General features: G+C 59.4%; 12 protein-coding genes. All 12 read right to left on the bottom strand.

Features of this window, described 5'->3' with window-relative positions; translation table 11 throughout:
- Positions 1 to 10: 10 nt before the first annotated feature.
- Positions 11 to 628, bottom strand: a complete 618-nt coding sequence (gene tssJ / locus ACLH0J_RS18865) for a type VI secretion system lipoprotein TssJ (protein WP_411388537.1) — start codon at positions 626 to 628, stop codon at positions 11 to 13.
- A gap of 195 nt (positions 629 to 823) precedes the next feature.
- On the bottom strand, positions 824 to 1,231 hold the full coding sequence (locus tag ACLH0J_RS18860) for a DUF4150 domain-containing protein (protein WP_152740310.1): 408 nt from the start codon (positions 1,229 to 1,231) through the stop codon (positions 824 to 826).
- Positions 1,232 to 1,244: 13 nt separating this feature from the next.
- Positions 1,245 to 1,892 carry a DUF3540 domain-containing protein gene (locus ACLH0J_RS18855; protein WP_152740309.1) on the bottom strand — a complete coding sequence of 216 codons (648 nt, stop codon included), beginning with the start codon at positions 1,890 to 1,892 and terminating at the stop codon, positions 1,245 to 1,247.
- Between the two features lie 9 nt (positions 1,893 to 1,901).
- The gene (locus tag ACLH0J_RS18850) at positions 1,902 to 2,852 is read right to left on the bottom strand and encodes a pentapeptide repeat-containing protein (RefSeq protein ID WP_152740308.1); all 951 of its coding nucleotides are present in this window, start codon (positions 2,850 to 2,852) and stop codon (positions 1,902 to 1,904) included.
- Positions 2,845 to 5,472, bottom strand: coding sequence for a DUF2169 domain-containing protein (locus ACLH0J_RS18845; protein WP_411388536.1), 2,628 nt, complete (start codon positions 5,470 to 5,472; stop codon positions 2,845 to 2,847). Before ACLH0J_RS18845 ends, ACLH0J_RS18850 begins: the two co-directional genes overlap by 8 nt.
- A complete protein-coding gene (locus tag ACLH0J_RS18840; protein ID WP_411388535.1) occupies positions 5,469 to 8,168 on the bottom strand; it encodes a type VI secretion system Vgr family protein in 2,700 nt (899 codons plus the stop codon). The genes ACLH0J_RS18845 and ACLH0J_RS18840 overlap by 4 nt, the downstream gene beginning before the upstream one ends.
- 48 nt (positions 8,169 to 8,216) lie before the next feature.
- Positions 8,217 to 10,937, bottom strand: coding sequence for a type VI secretion system ATPase TssH (gene tssH / locus ACLH0J_RS18835; protein ID WP_411388534.1), 2,721 nt, complete (start codon positions 10,935 to 10,937; stop codon positions 8,217 to 8,219).
- Positions 10,938 to 11,945: a type VI secretion system baseplate subunit TssG gene (gene tssG, locus ACLH0J_RS18830; RefSeq protein ID WP_411388533.1), complete on the bottom strand. Its 1,008-nt coding sequence runs from the start codon at positions 11,943 to 11,945 to the stop codon at positions 10,938 to 10,940.
- Positions 11,909 to 13,624, bottom strand: coding sequence for a type VI secretion system baseplate subunit TssF (gene tssF / locus ACLH0J_RS18825; protein ID WP_411388532.1), 1,716 nt, complete (start codon positions 13,622 to 13,624; stop codon positions 11,909 to 11,911). The genes tssG and tssF overlap by 37 nt, the downstream gene beginning before the upstream one ends.
- A 3-nt stretch (positions 13,625 to 13,627) precedes the next feature.
- On the bottom strand, positions 13,628 to 14,047 hold the full coding sequence (gene tssE, locus ACLH0J_RS18820; RefSeq protein ID WP_231998145.1) for a type VI secretion system baseplate subunit TssE: 420 nt from the start codon (positions 14,045 to 14,047) through the stop codon (positions 13,628 to 13,630).
- 70 nt (positions 14,048 to 14,117) lie between these two features.
- On the bottom strand, positions 14,118 to 14,606 hold the full coding sequence (locus tag ACLH0J_RS18815) for an Hcp family type VI secretion system effector (RefSeq protein WP_411388531.1): 489 nt from the start codon (positions 14,604 to 14,606) through the stop codon (positions 14,118 to 14,120).
- Between the two features lie 159 nt (positions 14,607 to 14,765).
- Positions 14,766 to 16,250 carry a type VI secretion system contractile sheath large subunit gene (tssC, locus tag ACLH0J_RS18810; RefSeq protein ID WP_411388530.1) on the bottom strand — a complete coding sequence of 495 codons (1,485 nt, stop codon included), beginning with the start codon at positions 16,248 to 16,250 and terminating at the stop codon, positions 14,766 to 14,768.
- Positions 16,251 to 16,253 lie beyond the last annotated feature (3 nt).

Below are 16,253 nucleotides of genomic sequence, written 5' to 3'. Positions count from 1 at the left end.
GACAAACAGGTCAGCCCTGTGCCCCCGGCAGGCGCACCTCGCCCTCTCGGGGCTGCACCGGCTTGGGCAACGCCAGGCGACTCTCCTTGCCACGCAACAGCGCATCGGGCCCGACAAGCAGGTCAATGGCGATGGGGCGTGGCGTGGCGGTCCAGGTCTTGCTGAAGAACCCCGTCGACGTCACGTCGACGCCGATCTGATAGAGCTTGACGCTGCGCGTCGGGTCCAGGTGCGCGTAACCGACCGCGACGCCGACCATCTTCGCGCCCTCAAGTCGCGGCAGGCTTAACGTGCGGGTCTGACCCGGCTCGATAAACAGCCGCGTCAGCCCGATCATCCCGGGCGGCGCGCTGTTCATCAGCAGCAGGCTGCTCAGTTGCTGGGAGCTGCCGGTGTAGGCGGAAAACGCACTGATCTGATCGAACTGCGTGACCACCACCAACAGGTTGTGCGCCTGGCCGTCGTACTGATTGAGGTCGTTATCGGCGGTGAAGCTCAACTCGATGGCGTTTTCGGTGTAGTCCCATTTGAGCGCGGTGAGGGCCTTTTGCTCGGGGGTGAGGTCCTGGGAGCTGCAGGCGGTGAGCAGCAGACAGAGCGTGAGCAGTATCGCGAATACCTTAATCATTCGAGCACCCGTACGAGTATCGGCGTTTTGCACCTTCCGAAAGCAGTGAGACCGTTTTGCACGGCTGCATTTTTAAGCATCATCACACCTACCCTTAACCCAATTTATTCATTCGCCGTCGGGCGGCTTTAACTTCACCGCTTATAACCGGGATGTGGAGCGCTGCCTGCTTATTGCCTGGCACCGCTTCCTTGATCAGGACATGACCATGACCATGGTCTGGCTTGGAGCGCTGACCATACCCATGGTGTTGGGCGGGGTTCCGTTGTGAGCTGTCTGCGAGGTGAGCCGCACGGCGGGCATACCGCCCACCATGACCGTGGCGCTGCCATCAATAAAAGCCATCGAACCCATTATTTTTCCGCTCACCACGCCGCCCGCTGCGCCAGCCTGGTCGCCGTTGCTCAACAAAACCTTGCTCATGAGATTCATTGCAGGCAAACCACAGACCAAAACCATCATTACCAAGCCACCGGGATCAGCCATGGATGTATCAGCCGTATTGGGATAAGGCATTGGCACCGGTCCAGCAGGCGTAGGCGTTTTGCAGATATCAGGCACTGTCGAACTTGCGGTCGCGCCACCATTGTTGAGCATGTACATAGCTACTTCTCTCTTAGCCCAGTTTGATTCGTTCACCGCTTACGGCAACGGTGACTTCGGCAAACAAATCCAGCGTCTCGCCGCGCAGGCTCCAGCCTTTGTCGACTCGCTGGCGCAGCGACCCCGAGGTGAGCTCCTCATGGCCTTTGACTTCACGGCGGCTCTGACTGTAGTTCGCGGTATGTCGCACCGCTTTTTCGCAATGCCTGATTGCGCTGTCGTTGCGCTCGCTCCAGTAGTGATCAGAACGTTCTCCCGTGACGCTAAGCGTGGTGACGCCAACTTGAGCCTCAGCGAAATGCGCCACCGTCTGATCGGCACGCAATGCAAGCATGGTGCCCGCATCCACCGAAAGGCCGTCTCGGGCTTCAATGCTCAATGCGCCGCTGGGCAGGTTGAAATGCACGTCACCCTCTACACGCAGTTGAGCCGGTTGCGGTTGAGTACGCTCCAGAACGCTAAGGATGTAGCCGTCTTCCCCCGCCAGAGTAATTAGTACCGTATCGCCGACGGCAGGCTGAAGCAGGCACCCCATGGCCGGTTTCAACCAGTAGCGATGGCCTTGGGTGCTGACGACGCCGAAACGTTCGCCGCTGACCGCATTGATCTGCGCATGGCGCAATACGGCAGGAGTATCGATAAAGTTCAGGGCTTCTTGCATCGCTGGTTCCTATAGGGCTGGTAGCCAGCGTTGCGCCGCCAGGCGCTCGCTGTCTTCGGGACGGATGGCGTCTAAGTTGGCACCGCGCCAGTCACAATGGGCGAGGTCGGCACCGTGAAAATCGGCGCCGTTGAGGTTGGCGTCGATGAAGCTTGCCTTCGGCGCATGAAGCTCCTCGCACAGCGCATACTCAAGTGAAGCCCTGGACAACATTGCATCGGATAAATCGGCGTTATTGAGACACGCCATGTTCAGGCTGGCCCCAGTAAAATTGGCACCTGACATCTGCGCATTGGAAAAAATAGCGTTGTCCAGGCGTGCACCTTTGAACACCACACGTTGACCCTGGCTCTGGTAGAAAGACGCTGACTGGGCATCGCACCCCGTGAAATCCGCATCCGTCAGCGTCGAACGATCAAAGGCGCACTGATGGAGGACAATTGCGACGAAACGCGCCCGCTCCAACAGACAATTGATAAAGCGTGCCTGTGACCAGCGAGTTTGAGCGGTTTGCAGATCAGTCAGGGTGCACGTATCCCACTGACTGGACTCCATGCTTGCCTCGATGAAACGCGCGCGGGCAAACACGCTCTCTATCACCGACAAGCCCTTGATGCGGGTCTTGCGCAAATCCAAGTCATTGCCACTGCAGCGCAGCCATAGACCATGATCCAGCCGGGCACCTAGCAGGCTCGCACCGTTTAACGTGCAATCGGTCAGCATTACGTCCGTAAACGTACAATCGTCGAATTGCGCTGCGGACAATTCGCTGGATATCCACGAACAGCCTTCAAGCTGCGCCTGTGAAAAGATTGCGCCACGCGCATTGACGCGCTCAAAACGGGCATTGCGAAGATCAATTGCGCAGTAGTTTCCACCTTCCAGATCAAGGCCCACTAACGGTTCATGCTCCGCGACCAGCATTTGCAACTGATCGGCTGTCAATGTTTGCTCAGACATGGGCGAGATCCTCTTTCAGGCGGCACCGTCCTAGCAGGACTCGATCCAATACAACGTCCTTGCCCCGGACCGCTTCGGTCACGGCACCGAATAGGTTGCTCCCGGTTAGATCCGCTGCATCCAGTTGCACTTTACGTAACCGCGCCTCCATCAGGTTTGCACCTTGCCAACGGACCTGCCTGAGATCACTGCCGGTGAAGTCAGCCTGTACCGCGTTCAGGTGGTAACCGTCGCTGTCTCGCAGATCGCAGCGACTGATAAGCGCCTGCTTGAGTGTCGTGCCTTTTAAACTGGCCCCCCGTAGATTCGCGCCTTGAAAACTGGCCCGCTGTAATTGCGCAGCATCCAGACAGATACCGGGCAACTGGCAACTTTGATCAAGGCGAAAATTAACGGCCTTCGCGCCTTTGGCATCCACTGCAGTGCCGGTCACTTGCGACCAGGACGCTTGCTCAAGATCGGCGCCAGAAACCTTCAAACAGTCCACCTTGCAGGCATCCAGGCTGGATTTTGACAGGTCGACTTCAACGGCACTCACCGCGGTCAGCGTACAGTTGCGAAAGCTTGCACCGGCCAGTCCGGCGCGGGTGAAGTCGGCGTTGTCCAATGCACAGTCGACGAACTGTGCTTGAGGCAGGATGGCCGCTGTAAATTGTGTTCGCAGGAGGCTGCATCCGGTGGCATAGACATCAGCCACCAGTGCACCGCTGAGATTGGCATCGTCCAGACAGCAACGCTGGAAAAAAACCGAGGACAACTGCCCTTCATGCAAATCCGCCTGTGCCAAATCACAGTCGATAAAGACACCCTGATGGATGGCGGCGGCGGTCAGCACGGAGCCCGTTAACGTGCACTTTTCAAATGAGCTACCCATCAAGCTGGCGCCACTTAAATTGATGCCTGATAGATCAAGTCCTGTGAATTTTTGATTTTCCAGAGTTTGCGAAGCCGCATATGCCGATTCAATGAGTTCACGGGTCCAGTCAACCTTAGGCACGGTCAACCCGGCCGCTGGCAGGAGCGCAGTAGTTGCCAAAATTTGCTCGGTCAACGCAGCGATCTCGGTAGCGATATGTGTTTCAACCGACACGGCTTGCGTGAAAACATCCTCGATTCTGGCTTGATACTCAGCTTTTCTGGCTGCCGGCAGCGGTAATTTATCCACCATGGAGGCGGCATTAAATGATGGCGCCGGGCGTGCAGCCTTTAGTTCGGCGGCCTGGCCATAAATGGATTCAGCGGTACGATCAAAACGCTTGGCTATTTGCGCTACATAGTGATGCCCCTCCGCCTCAGATTCGGCAACAGCAGCGCGAATGTTTACCTCTAGCGCAGCAGGATCAAAGGGTACGTCTGCCGCCAGATCCGTGACGTTGCGTTGCGCAATCGCTTCAGCGAAATCAACACGTGAAGGTGGCGGAAACTTGGATATATCGAACGGATTGCCGATGCGTGCGGCCATTTTTTGCGCGGCCTGCAAGGCTTCCTGGTGAGCCTCCACAACTCGTGCGTGGATTTGATCCGCCTGCGCTTGCAGATCGCGCAACATCTGCTCGCTGTCAAAGGTGGGTATTTCAAATGCAGCCGCCGTGACTGGTTCGACAGTTTCTTGGGCCCACAGTTTGTCAATCCAGGCTTGGGCACTCAGGACCGGATCATCCCGCTGCTCACACACCACGCCCAATGCAGCGATATCTTCAGCATCGGTTTCATTGACCGGTATTTGCGCGCGATAAAGCAGCAGCAGGTGCTCGTCGTTCGGAAACAGCCACACCGTATCCAGGTCCAAAGGCTGCTCGACAATGGCCGAGATACCTTCAATGCGTTCCACAAATAGTCGAGGACGCAGGCCAGGCAAGTTGCCGGACAACTGCGCATGCTGTGGATGCATGCCGCTTACCGACCAGAGTTCATCACCGCGCCAGTAGTGCGCCTGGCACTGATCTTCAGCCACTTCATTGAACCATCGCGGATCGGTATCGGCTGGTAACCAGGGTGCGGTTTGCTTCAGCCAGGACTCGTCCAGCGTACCCATGAATACCTTTCGTTCGACACACTGCGGCGGCATAGGCAAAAAGCTGGCTGGCGATGGACGATCCATTGGACTGCGCAACGGTGCACCAGGGTGCTCTATCTGTGGCAGAGCAATCTGTTGCCGTGGGTCAGGGTTATCGACATAGCCCACACCCTCCGGATTGTCCGCATAGCCGTCACCACCAAATGCATGCTGAAAATCCAGCGCAACCGATTCCAAGCTACCGCTGGAGACTGCATTCCAGCCACTCAGCCCGTAATGCCAACGTCGCGGCGCGAAGGCATGCAAGGTTTTCTCGCATGAACCCACCTGTACATGGACAGGCATTGCTGTTCGTTGTTGCTCATTGAGCGCGAATGCCTGTCCATGTAACGCAAAGGTGCCAAAGCTTTTCTTCAGGCCTCGATCGAAAGCCACACCGCAAAATCGAGAAGAAATCCAGTCCCAGCTGTCTTTGGCGGGTATCGTCCTGCCCGTCTGAAGATTCATCAGAAAACCAATAGTCGCCACCAAGTATTTCGAAGATAGGGACTGGTGACGGGCAATCAGTAGCAAACTGTTTTCATCAAGTTTGTAGTTTTTCATACAACACCTGCTACCTCTCGTACAGTTTGCGCGACTGTATTCAGCTGGTCTGCTGTCCGGTTCACCACACTGGCTACAGTGACCGCTTGAGCTTTGACTTCAACGCTTGCATCCATTGCAAAGATCATTGCTTTCTCGACGGCGACCATGGTCGGGGCAACGACAGTACCCAAAATGGGCTGCGTTGATTTAATGATGGTCGACTCCAGTTTGTTGGTACTGAGTGCCATGCCAGCCTTGATATTCATGATCGCGGTCAGGTTGTTGGTGATCGTATCGCCACTAACAACAAGTTGGCCGCTGACATGGACGTCTCCGTGCAAGGTGATGGGCGTCACAGGTGAAGAGATAGCAATTCCGGCGGGCGTCAATGAGATGCTATGCGGTCCACAAACAATCTTCGTCAGGGCTGTCGTACTGTGAATATAGGTGCCGGTGTTCACAACCTTATTGATGATCTCATCTGTATCGGTCATGTGTTTTTTCTTCGAGTTAAGACATTCCGACAGTTGAGTACCCAAGGTCGACTTGTACCCTAGCTTGAATTCCCGGCCACCCGGACTCATCGAGTATGTCGTTTTGGGGCCGGCAATACTGACGGCAATCTCCCATCCCATGACATTCAAGCTTTGCTTCAGCAAGCCTATCGACGCAGAGGTCTGCTCCAGCGTCGCCTCCATTTTTATCGACCAGGACGGCGTAAATGTCGCAGTCGGAGCGATCTGATAATCCTGGAATCTCCCTGTGTGCGAAAAAGTAGGAAAGACGGTATGTGATTTTTTCGCCGCCGCCGCTGGCGTCGTTGACGCAGGTTCAGATGCGGGTGCGGGTGCGGGAGTAGGTGTGGGTGCGGGTGTAGGCGTGGGCGTGGGCGTGGGCGTGGGTGCCGGAGCGGGATCAGCCGCGGGTGGGTCCTGACTGTCCTCACTGTTCACGCCATTGGACGAAATGCCGATTCCGCCTCCCATGCTATGGGAGTACATGTCGGAAACCTCGTGCTTGTACGAGTTGGATGCCAACTGCATATGATTGTCGGTTTGAAGATGCGCGCCGCTGATGTTGCCCTCCCCCAGGGTCAATTTCGTATTGCCCACGGGGGCGCCCATTCGCATCATCGGGCCTGATGCACTGTCTTCCATCGCCAGATAATGGCCGCCCGGGGTATTGATACCGCTCTGTGTCGCATTATCCATCGCGACTCGCGCCGGATTTTCCGAGTTGGGTACGCTGCCGGTGATGACGGGGCGGTCAGGATCCCCGCCGAGAAAAGACACCAGCACTTCCGTGCCCTTGAGCAGTGGAAATGCCATGCCATGGCTTGAGCCATTGGAGACTGTCGCCATACGCAACCAGGCCGAACCACGCGCCGCATTCTTTTCACCGCAAATGAACGGGAAACTCACCTTGTAGCAACCATGCTCATTGAGCAGCGGCCGACCGGTATCTTCATCACCATCCACTACCGCACTGAGCACGCCCTGCACATACGGCCGAGGGGTCACACAGGGGGCACGGTACTGCACGTCGCCCGGCAAGGCGATAAACCGCGTGTTGATCCCCTGCCCCGGCCCTTCCCCCTCCGCGCCCAGCCCTGGCAACGGCTGATAACCGTCATGGTGGACTTCAATGACCTGATAACCGGCATTGAACAGCGGACGCGGGTGGCCGACCAACAGCATCGGATAACCCGCGCGCAACCCGGTGGCTCGACCGCTGCCATGAAACTCCCGTTGACGGCACCCGATGGCCTGGGCGCGGCGATCCGCCAACCATTGCCCCTGTTCGAGCGAACCGAAGTGCTCGCCATACAAGCCTTGCTTGCCGATAAATACTGGCGAATTCGCTAGCGCCGAGCGTTGTTCGAGCGAAGCATGTGCCCCGAGGCTGGCGCTTGCCACCGAGGCATTGACCTCAAGCTTCAACTGCGCGTTGCTCGCGGAAAAGTCCTGGAGCGTGACCTGTGCCGCTTGCCGCACCAGCTTACGCTCGAAGGTGCGTGCCACCGCCAGGACCCGGCCTACATCCAGTTCCGAATCTTGGCGGCGATAGGTCAGCAGACTGGGGAGTTGTGGCTGGTAGCGTTGGTCGCCACAGAGCACCAGCGCCTCGCCGTCAGGCCCCTGTTCAAAGAAGTAATACACGCCAAAATATTCAAGAAGACGTGAAATGAACGCGAAACTGGTTTCCTCGAACTGGCAGGTGAACGTCGCCAGGGTCAGCCGATCATCGGCCAGCGGCAGGCGAATATCGAAGTCATACGCCGAACCGGGCAACCCGCTCATACCCGGCCCTTCGACAGTCAGGTGAGCCAAATTGAGCACGTCGCGAATCAGCTCCGGCAGACTTTTATCCAACCAGATTTCCGAAAAGCGGAAATGACGCAACTGTACAAAGCGCGGTTCCAGCACCACGCGGTAGTAGAAATACAGGGCATCGGCGTCGAGATAATCCACCTCCGTGACCACGCCCTGATAGGGATGCGGTTGCCCCAACGCATCGCTCAGGGTCAATACCGCTCGGTTGCCCAGCAGTGCTTCGTCGTCGAACAACGGATTGATCGTGGCCAGCCGAACCTCGAAGCGATAGGGCTGAGAGAGCTTTTCCTCGCCCTGCCACTGCTGCACCCATAATGTTTCGAGCAGCAGCGAGGGTGCCAGGCTGACGAAAGTGCAGAGCGCGTGATCATTGAGAGCCATCAATCAATCCTTGTTCTTCAATCGGTAAACGAGCGGTCACTCTAGGGGTTAAAGCAGCGCTTCACGCTCGGGTAAAGACCTGATCCCATCGGTGTCTTGCTGGGTGATGATCCACTCGCCGCGCGCATCCACTGCCACATGCAAGCCGGCCAGCGGACGCTGATCGGCAATCGCCCCGAGCAAGACGTCAGACAGACGCGGCGTCAGGCTTTTACGCAAAATGAAATCGATATTGCGCGCGCCGCTCTCCACTTCCGTGCAGCGCGCGGCGATGGCGTCGGCGACCTCTTCTGCAAACGTCAGGCGCACTTTCGACGACGCCAGCAGGCGCTCGCTGAGCCGGCCCAGCTTGAGGCGCACGATGCCCGCCAGTTGCTCGCCACCCAGGGTGAAGAACGGCACGATGGTCATGCGCGCCAGCAACGCCGGTTTGAAATGCCGGGACAGGGTCGGACGGATCTTTTCCGCCAGGGTGTCCGGATCGGGACGCCCGTCGACGCACAGGTTCTGGATCTCTTCGGTGGCCAGGTTGCTGGTCAGCAGCACCACGGTGTTGGAGAAATCGATCTGCCGCCCTTCGCCGTCGGACAGGCTGCCCTTGTCGAAGACCTGATAGAAAATGTTCACCACGTCCAGGTGGGCTTTCTCCACTTCATCGAGCAGCACCACCGAATACGGACGCTTGCGCACCGCCTCGGTCAACATGCCGCCCTCGCCGAAGCCGACATAGCCGGCGGGCGAGCCCACCAGACGGCTGACAGTGTGCTTCTCCTGGTACTCGCTCATGTTCACCGAAATCATCGCCTGCTCGCCGCCGAACAAATGTTCGGCCACGGCCAGGGCGGTTTCGGTCTTGCCGACCCCCGAGGGCCCGACCAGCAGGAACACGCCCAACGGCTGTTGCGGATCGCGCAGGCCGGATTGCGCGGCCTTGAGGATCTCCGCGATCTGCTCGACGGCGGTGTCCTGACCGCGAATGCGCAGCTTGAGGTTGTCGGCCAGGGCCAATACGCCGCCCGCCGCATCGCGCAGCACTTTGCCCAGCGGCACGCCGGTCCAGTCGGAAACCACCTGGGCAATCGCATCGGGGCTGACTTCGGTAAACAGCAGCGGCGCGTCACCTTGCAGCGCGGCCAGGGCTTCGCGGGCCTGATCCAGCTCGGCCTGGCGTTCCTCCACGCAGGCCAGTACCTGGGCAACCTCGCCTTCGGCCGGAACCGGCAGGTCCTGTGCTTGCAGGGTCAGTTGCTTGCGCGCTTCAAGCACACGCAGCGCCGCGTCGCGCTCGGCCAGCCAGCGGACTTCCAGCGCAGCACGACGCGCGTCAATGTCAGCCTGTTCGTCGGCGATATCCATCAGGCGCTGGTCTTCCACGGGGAAACCATTGCCACGGTCGCGCTCCAGGGCGCTGAGTTCACGCGCCAGCCCGGACAACTGCCGCTCCATGCGTTCCAACTCGGCAGGCTTGATGCCCAGGCCGATGCGTACCCGGGCGCTGGCGGTGTCGAGCAAGTCCACGGCCTTGTCCGGCAGCAAGCGCCCGGTGATGTAGCGATCGGACAATTCGGCGGCGGCGACGATGGCGTCGTCACGCACGCTGATCCCGTGGACTTTTTCGTAGTGGCCCTTGAGCCCGCGCAGGATCAGCACCGCCGTCTTGACGCTTGGCTCGTCCAGCTTGACCAGTTGGAAACGGCGCGCCAGGGCCGGGTCTTTCTCGAAGTATTTCTTGTACTCCGACCAGGTCGTGGCGGCGATGGTGCGCAGCTCGCCACGGGCCAATGCGGGTTTGAGCAGGTTGGCCGCATCCGAGCCACCCGCCGCGCCGCCGGCGCCGATCAGCATGTGCGCCTCGTCGATGAACAGGATCACCGGCGTGGTGGAGGCCTTGATCTCTTCGATGACGCCACGCAGGCGGTTTTCGAACTCGCCCTTGACGCTGGCGCCCGCTTCCAGTGCACCGAGGTCCAGGCTGAGTAAACGCGTGTTTTTGAGGAAGTCGGGGACTTCGTTCTGGCTGATCAACAACGCCAGGCCCTCGACCACGGCAGACTTGCCCACACCCGGCTCGCCCACGGCGATGGGGTTGTTTTTACGCCGCCGGGCAAGGATGTCGATCATCTGGCGAATCTCATCATCGCGCCCGAAAATCGGGTCGATGCGCCCCGCCGCTGCCTTGGCGGTCAGGTCCTCGCAGAAGCGCGCGATAGTGTCTTCGGCGGCGGGCGCATTGCCGCCGGCGCCGGCCAACGAAGCGGAAGCCGAACCGGTTTGCAGGCTGTCCAGCGGCCCTTCGCTGGAGCCGCCCAACAACTGAGCGAACTCGGCCGTCAGGGCATCGGTGGAAATCGGCTTGAGCAGTTCGCCGTAACGGGTGCCGGCGGTGTAGTAACCCAGGCGCGATACCAACGCCAACAGCAGCGAACCGCCACGGATGCGCCCGCTGCCGACCACCAGCGAGGCAATCAGCCAGGCGTCCTGGATCCACTCGGTGAGCAGGCCGGCGAACACCGGACGTCCGGGGTTGCCGTTTTTCAGTTGCGCCAGGCCCTCATCCAGCAGCGCACGCAGGCGCATCGGATCGATTTCGAAGCGCGCGAGGATGCGCGTGGTATCGGCATCCGGATCTTCCAGCAACTGGCGCAACAGGTGCTCCAGGGAAATCTCGTAGTGAGCCCGCGCCAGGGTCTGGCCCGCCGCGTTCTCCAGGGCCTTGGTGCTGTACACATTGAGCCGTGCGAACAGCGGTTTGAGTTCTACCTGAATCATCTAGCGAGCCCTCTCTTCGAGCATTGGTCCGTGTTCGGCCGTCAGCATGAATACAACGTCGTCCTGTGTGTCACCGTCACCGAGCCAGGTATCCAGGCCCAGTCGCTGCCAGCCGCCGCCCAACGAAGCGCACTGTTGTTTATTGGCCGCAAGGCGCATGACCAGGCGGCTGCGTAATGGCGTCTGCAGGTACAACGCCACCAAGCGTTCGAGCTGTTGATACAGCGCCTGCCCCGGCAGTAACCCGTGAAAGCGCGCGGTACTCAGGGACGTCAGGCGGATATCCAGCGTGCCGCTGCGGTCCATGACTTCACGACCGAGCAGGCTGTCTTCGCCCAACACCCCGCACTGCATGCCCAGGTACGTGCGGGCCGTGCGGTCGATCCGCAGGCGCGTCTCGACACACGGCACCACTTCCACGGTCACATCGCTGAGTACCGCCTTGACCAACTGCTGCAGCCCCAGGGCCGAGCGAGGGTACTGGTTGAATAACCCGGCATAACGCAGCAAATCGTTGGATTGATCGCGCTGCTCGGGACGCGCATCCGCAATGCCGATCAGCGCCTGCAGTTGGCGCAGGCTCTTGACGTCGCGCCGCTCGGTAATGTCGATCCAGATCCGATGCTTTTCCCAGGCGCGAAACAGCAACGGATAGAGCGAGGCATGCAGGATGTCGAGAAAGTCGCGTCCCGCAGAGTGGCCTTGCAGTTGCTCGTCAATCAGGTCTTCGGTGTAGAACGTCGGCAACGGCGACGTCACGCCATACAGGCCGAAAAAGTTCGCCTCGATCCGATAGCGACCGTCTTCGTCCTGCTCGATTCCCTCGATATCCCGCAGTGGAAACCCGAGCCCCAGCCGCGGCCGGACCCGCACGTTGTCGACGAAGTCTTTTTCGCTCGGGAACCGCAGGCGCAACAGGCGCAAGGCCTGGAAAAATCCGAACTCGCCGCCGTCATCGAGCAGCGGATCGATCACAACAGGCGTTGGTGCCCGATCTTCGCTGGCCATTTCAAGGTCTCGTGGTTGACGCTGTCGAACAGCGTGAAAGCGGTAAAGCTGTTGATGGCCGTACAGCCGGCGAAAAACTCATCGAGCACACACCCGAACAGGTAAAAATTGCCGGGGCTGAGGAAATAGTCGCCCCGGCACTCGACCCGGACCACACTGCCTTCGATCGGCAGCCCACGAATAAAACGCCGTTCGTGGCTGACGGTGACTTTTTCGATGGCATCGATGCGCCGCTGGTTGGCGTCCTGGGCTCCTTCGCCGACACCGGGCAGATACAGCGCGAGCAGGCCGCGCAGGTAATCGCGATCGGCCAGGCGGAAGTGGTTGGCATTGAGCTGCGAGAGCATGCGCCACAGCAACTTGTCGTCGAATTTGGGCGGCTGGCACGGTGTGATGCCACGAATACTCTTGAACTCGACCCTGGGCGGCGTGTTGTCGGTCGGCTGGTTCAAATCCCCCAGGCGCAGGCTTTCCGGCAACTTGCCATTGGTGCAGAGCAGTCCGATGGACAAGGTCATCTCGCCCGGCACTTTGCCTTCGCTGTAGGGCAGGCTCAGATAGTGGTCATAGCCTTGGGCGTCGATGCTCGAAGCGCGGATGCGCAGGTTATAGGTGTCGCGCTGCGAAAAGGTATTGAACGGCTCCAGCAGCCGCTCCCCGCCTCCGGCGGAATACGCACTGACCCTGAGCACCGAATGAATCCGCATGCTCATGCGTTGGCCATGGTCGGCAGGCTGGATGCGGTAGTCGACTTGCTTGTGGTCGATGCGCAGCGGGTGCGCGTCCTGGGCGAATAGATTGATCGCCGGTGTCACGCCCAGCAGGAAGCTGTTGGCCGACAGATTCGGTGTCCAGTCCGGCAGATTCTCGAACATCAGACGCACGCTGAAGCGCCCGTCTGCGCCTCTTGCTCGCCACTGTTTGAAGCCGCGAAGCTCGACGAAGAGAAACTTCTCGGGCAACGCGAAGTATTCCTGAAGGCAACGGTAGGCCGGGTGCGCGGTATCGGGAAACGGCAGCAAGGTGTTGCTCGCATCGAATCCCAGGCCGCGCAAATGGCTGGCCGGCAATACGGTCATGGGCTGCTCTTGCGCGGTGATACGAATCTCACGCAGGTTGAGCTGCAATAGACGCAGCAACTTGGAGCCATCGACCAGGCCATCGCCCAGATAGAAACGCAGGCTGTCGGCCGCCCAACTCTTCGGATCGGCGGTGGTGAACACGAAGTCCAGGACCAGGCTGCGTTCTTCACCGGCAGCGCCGTCCCAGCGGCTGCCGACCAGTTGCAACGGCTCCAGATCGACCGCCACGGTACTGCGAAAGCGCACGCGCTGGCCATCGACCGGCACCGAGGCAATTTCGCATCCGGCCTCGATACGCGAGACCTCTTGCAAGGCCGCACGCGGCTGAAATTGCAGCAGTGTCAGGCAGGGTACGGGTTGCAGGTAATGGGGATAGAGCAGTTGCGCCAGCTCTTGAATGAACTCGGGAAACTCGTCGTCCAACCGCTGGCGAACCATCCCGGTAAGAAACGCCACGCCCTCGAGCAAACGCTCGACATCCGGGTCATTGGCCGAGTCCACCCCCAGCAGCGGCGCCAGGGCCGGGTTGCGGCGGGCAAACTCATCGGCCAGACGGCGCAGTTGGTTGAGTTCATTTTGATAATGGCTGTTGAGCATGACTTAGTGCATCGCCAGGGACACGCGACCGTCCGAAGACACCCGTGTTGCCAGGTGGATGGGAATGTCTCGATCGTCGATCGACACCACGCCCTCAAGGCTGAAACTCAGCGACAACACTTCCTGGGCACCTTCGGCGACCAGGATGCGCGGCGATTTCAAGCGAGGCTCATAGCGGGCGATCATGCGAGTCATGTTCTCGATTATTTGCGTGGTCTCGCCGGTCGCAAACGAACCGGCCAGATTGGTGAAGTCGGGTACGCCAAACTCGGCGTCAATCGGCACGCTGCCGCGCCGGGTGTTCAAGATGCGTTGCAGATGCTGGACGATCGACTGCGTCAACACTTGCGCCTGGGTCAGATGCGTACGATCGGTCTCGACCTGCAGGCTTGTGATGCGCTCCAGCAATCGCTTTTCTCTCAACGCGGTGTACCTTCTGCAATGGCAAGAACACCGCCCTGGACCAGGGCGGCATTGAACAGTCGAGCCTGGCTTACGCTTTTGGCGCCAACCACGAGTCTTCGGCTTCGATGCCGTCCGGCACCCAGGTCCAGACGATTTTTTCGTAGGTGATGCCGATGTCTTCCATATGGCCCATTTGCTTGAACTCAGGGCTCAACACGTTCGGCACCCAGGTGCGGGCCGAAACGAGCACGGCATTGCTCAGGGTGATGGTGTAGTACTTTTCTTCGGTGCCTTTAGGCGAGATCCGATAGAACTCCAGCACAACAGACTTGAGCTGCTCGCCGGAAGTCAGGGCCTGCAGCAACTTTGGAGAAGACTTGTCGATTTCCTTGGTCAGGGTCATGCCCTGATGAACACGCTTGCCGGCCGGCAGGCCGGTCTGTGGGTTCTTGGGAATATCGATCAGGTGTTCGACGGCCTGAACAAGGATCATTCCTTCATGACCGGTAACGGTGCAGGAACCTTCGATCTTGCCTTGGTTCTGGCCTTCGATACTCAAGTAGCATGGCATTGGCATAACGTGTACTCCGGGGTTAATCAGTGAGTTTTCAGGCATCGATCAGCGCCTCTGGCCCTGTCTCGCTGCGTTGAATCCATCTTATGGAAACGCCGAGGCAATGACCCTCGGGTGAACACCTGAATGGGCAACGGCTGCGTTGCCCATTCGCGCGACCGATCAGCTCTTGTCGAGCTTGCCCACCAGCGACAGCGTGAAAGACGCGCCCATGTACTTGAAGTGCGGACGGACTTTCAAACCGACGCGGTACCAGCCTGGATCGCCGTCGACGTCGCTGACGGTAATTTCTGCCTGACGCAGTGGACGACGGCTGCGCACGCCGGCGGCGGGGTTATCCATGTCGGCCACGTACTGGCGAATCCAGGTGTTGAGTTCCGATTCCAGGTCGCCACGCTCTTTCCAGGTGCCGATGTTTTCGCGCTGGATGACCTTGATGTAATGGGCCAGGCGACTCACCACAAAGATGTACGGCAGTTGGGTGCCCAGCTTGTAGTTCAGCTCGGCTTCCTTGCCTTCTTTGTCATTGCCGAAAAACTTGGGCTTCTGGCACGAGTTGGCGGAGAAGAACGCCGCGTTATCGGTGTTCTTGCGCATGGTCAGCGCGATAAACCCCTGCTCGGCCAGCTCGAACTCGCGGCGCTCGGAAATCAGCACTTCGGTCGGGATCTTGGTCTGGGTTTCGCCCATGGCCTCGTAGTTGTAGATCGGCAAATCACCGACGGTGCCGCCGCCCTGTGGGCCAATGACGTTGGCGCACCAGCGGTACTGGGCAAAGCTGTCGGACAGGCGACTGGCGAAGGCAAACGCAGCGTTGCCCCACAGGAAGTCCTGGTTACCGCCACCGACGTTTTCGTTGTAGCGGAACGTCTTGGCGGGAATCGTGTCTTCGCCATAGGGCGTGCGCAGCAGGAAGTGCGGCAATGTCAGGCCAACGAAACGCGCGTCGTCACTTTCACGAAAGGCATTCCATTTGGTGAACTGCGGGCCCTCGAAGACGGCTTGCAGATCCTTGAGATTGGGCAGGTCGGCAAAGCTGTCGATGCCGAAGAACTGCGGGCCGGCCGCTGCGATGAAAGGCGTGTGGGACATGGCCGAAATGGCCGCGACCGACTGCAGCAACTTCATGTCCTGCGGGCCCGGATTGAACTCGTAGTTACCGATGATCGAGCCGAATGGCTGGCCGCCGAACTGGCCGAACTCGGCGGTGTACACCGCCTTGTACAGACCCGAACGGGTGATCTCCGGCGCGTCCTCGAAATCTTCGAGCAGCTTCTCTTTGGAAACGCTGAGGATTTCCAGCTTGTTGTTCTCGCGAAAATCCGTGCGGTCGACCAGAAATTTCAGCGAGCGCCAGGATGACTCCAGCTTCTGAAACTGCTGGTGGTGAATGATCGCGTCGACCTGCCGGCACAGCTTGGCATCCAGCGTGGCGATCATGTCGTCGATCAATCCGGCGCTGACCTTCTCGGACTGGCGGGCCGGCTCGAGCAGTTCGGTGACAAAGGCTTCGAGGCCCTGGCGGGTGACGGCATACGCCTCGTCGCCCGGCTTGACGCGCGTGGCTTCGACCAACTGATCCAACAGGGACACCGACTCGACCGCCTGGCCGGTCGTGCTCGCTGCCTGACTTTTTTCTTCGCTCATGGG

Source organism: Pseudomonas sp. MPB23 (assembly GCF_046605395.1).
In the GTDB taxonomy this organism is placed as follows: domain Bacteria; phylum Pseudomonadota; class Gammaproteobacteria; order Pseudomonadales; family Pseudomonadaceae; genus Aquipseudomonas.
The sequence above is the reverse complement of the archived record's forward strand: the minus strand, read 5'-3'. Positions and strand labels throughout refer to the sequence as shown.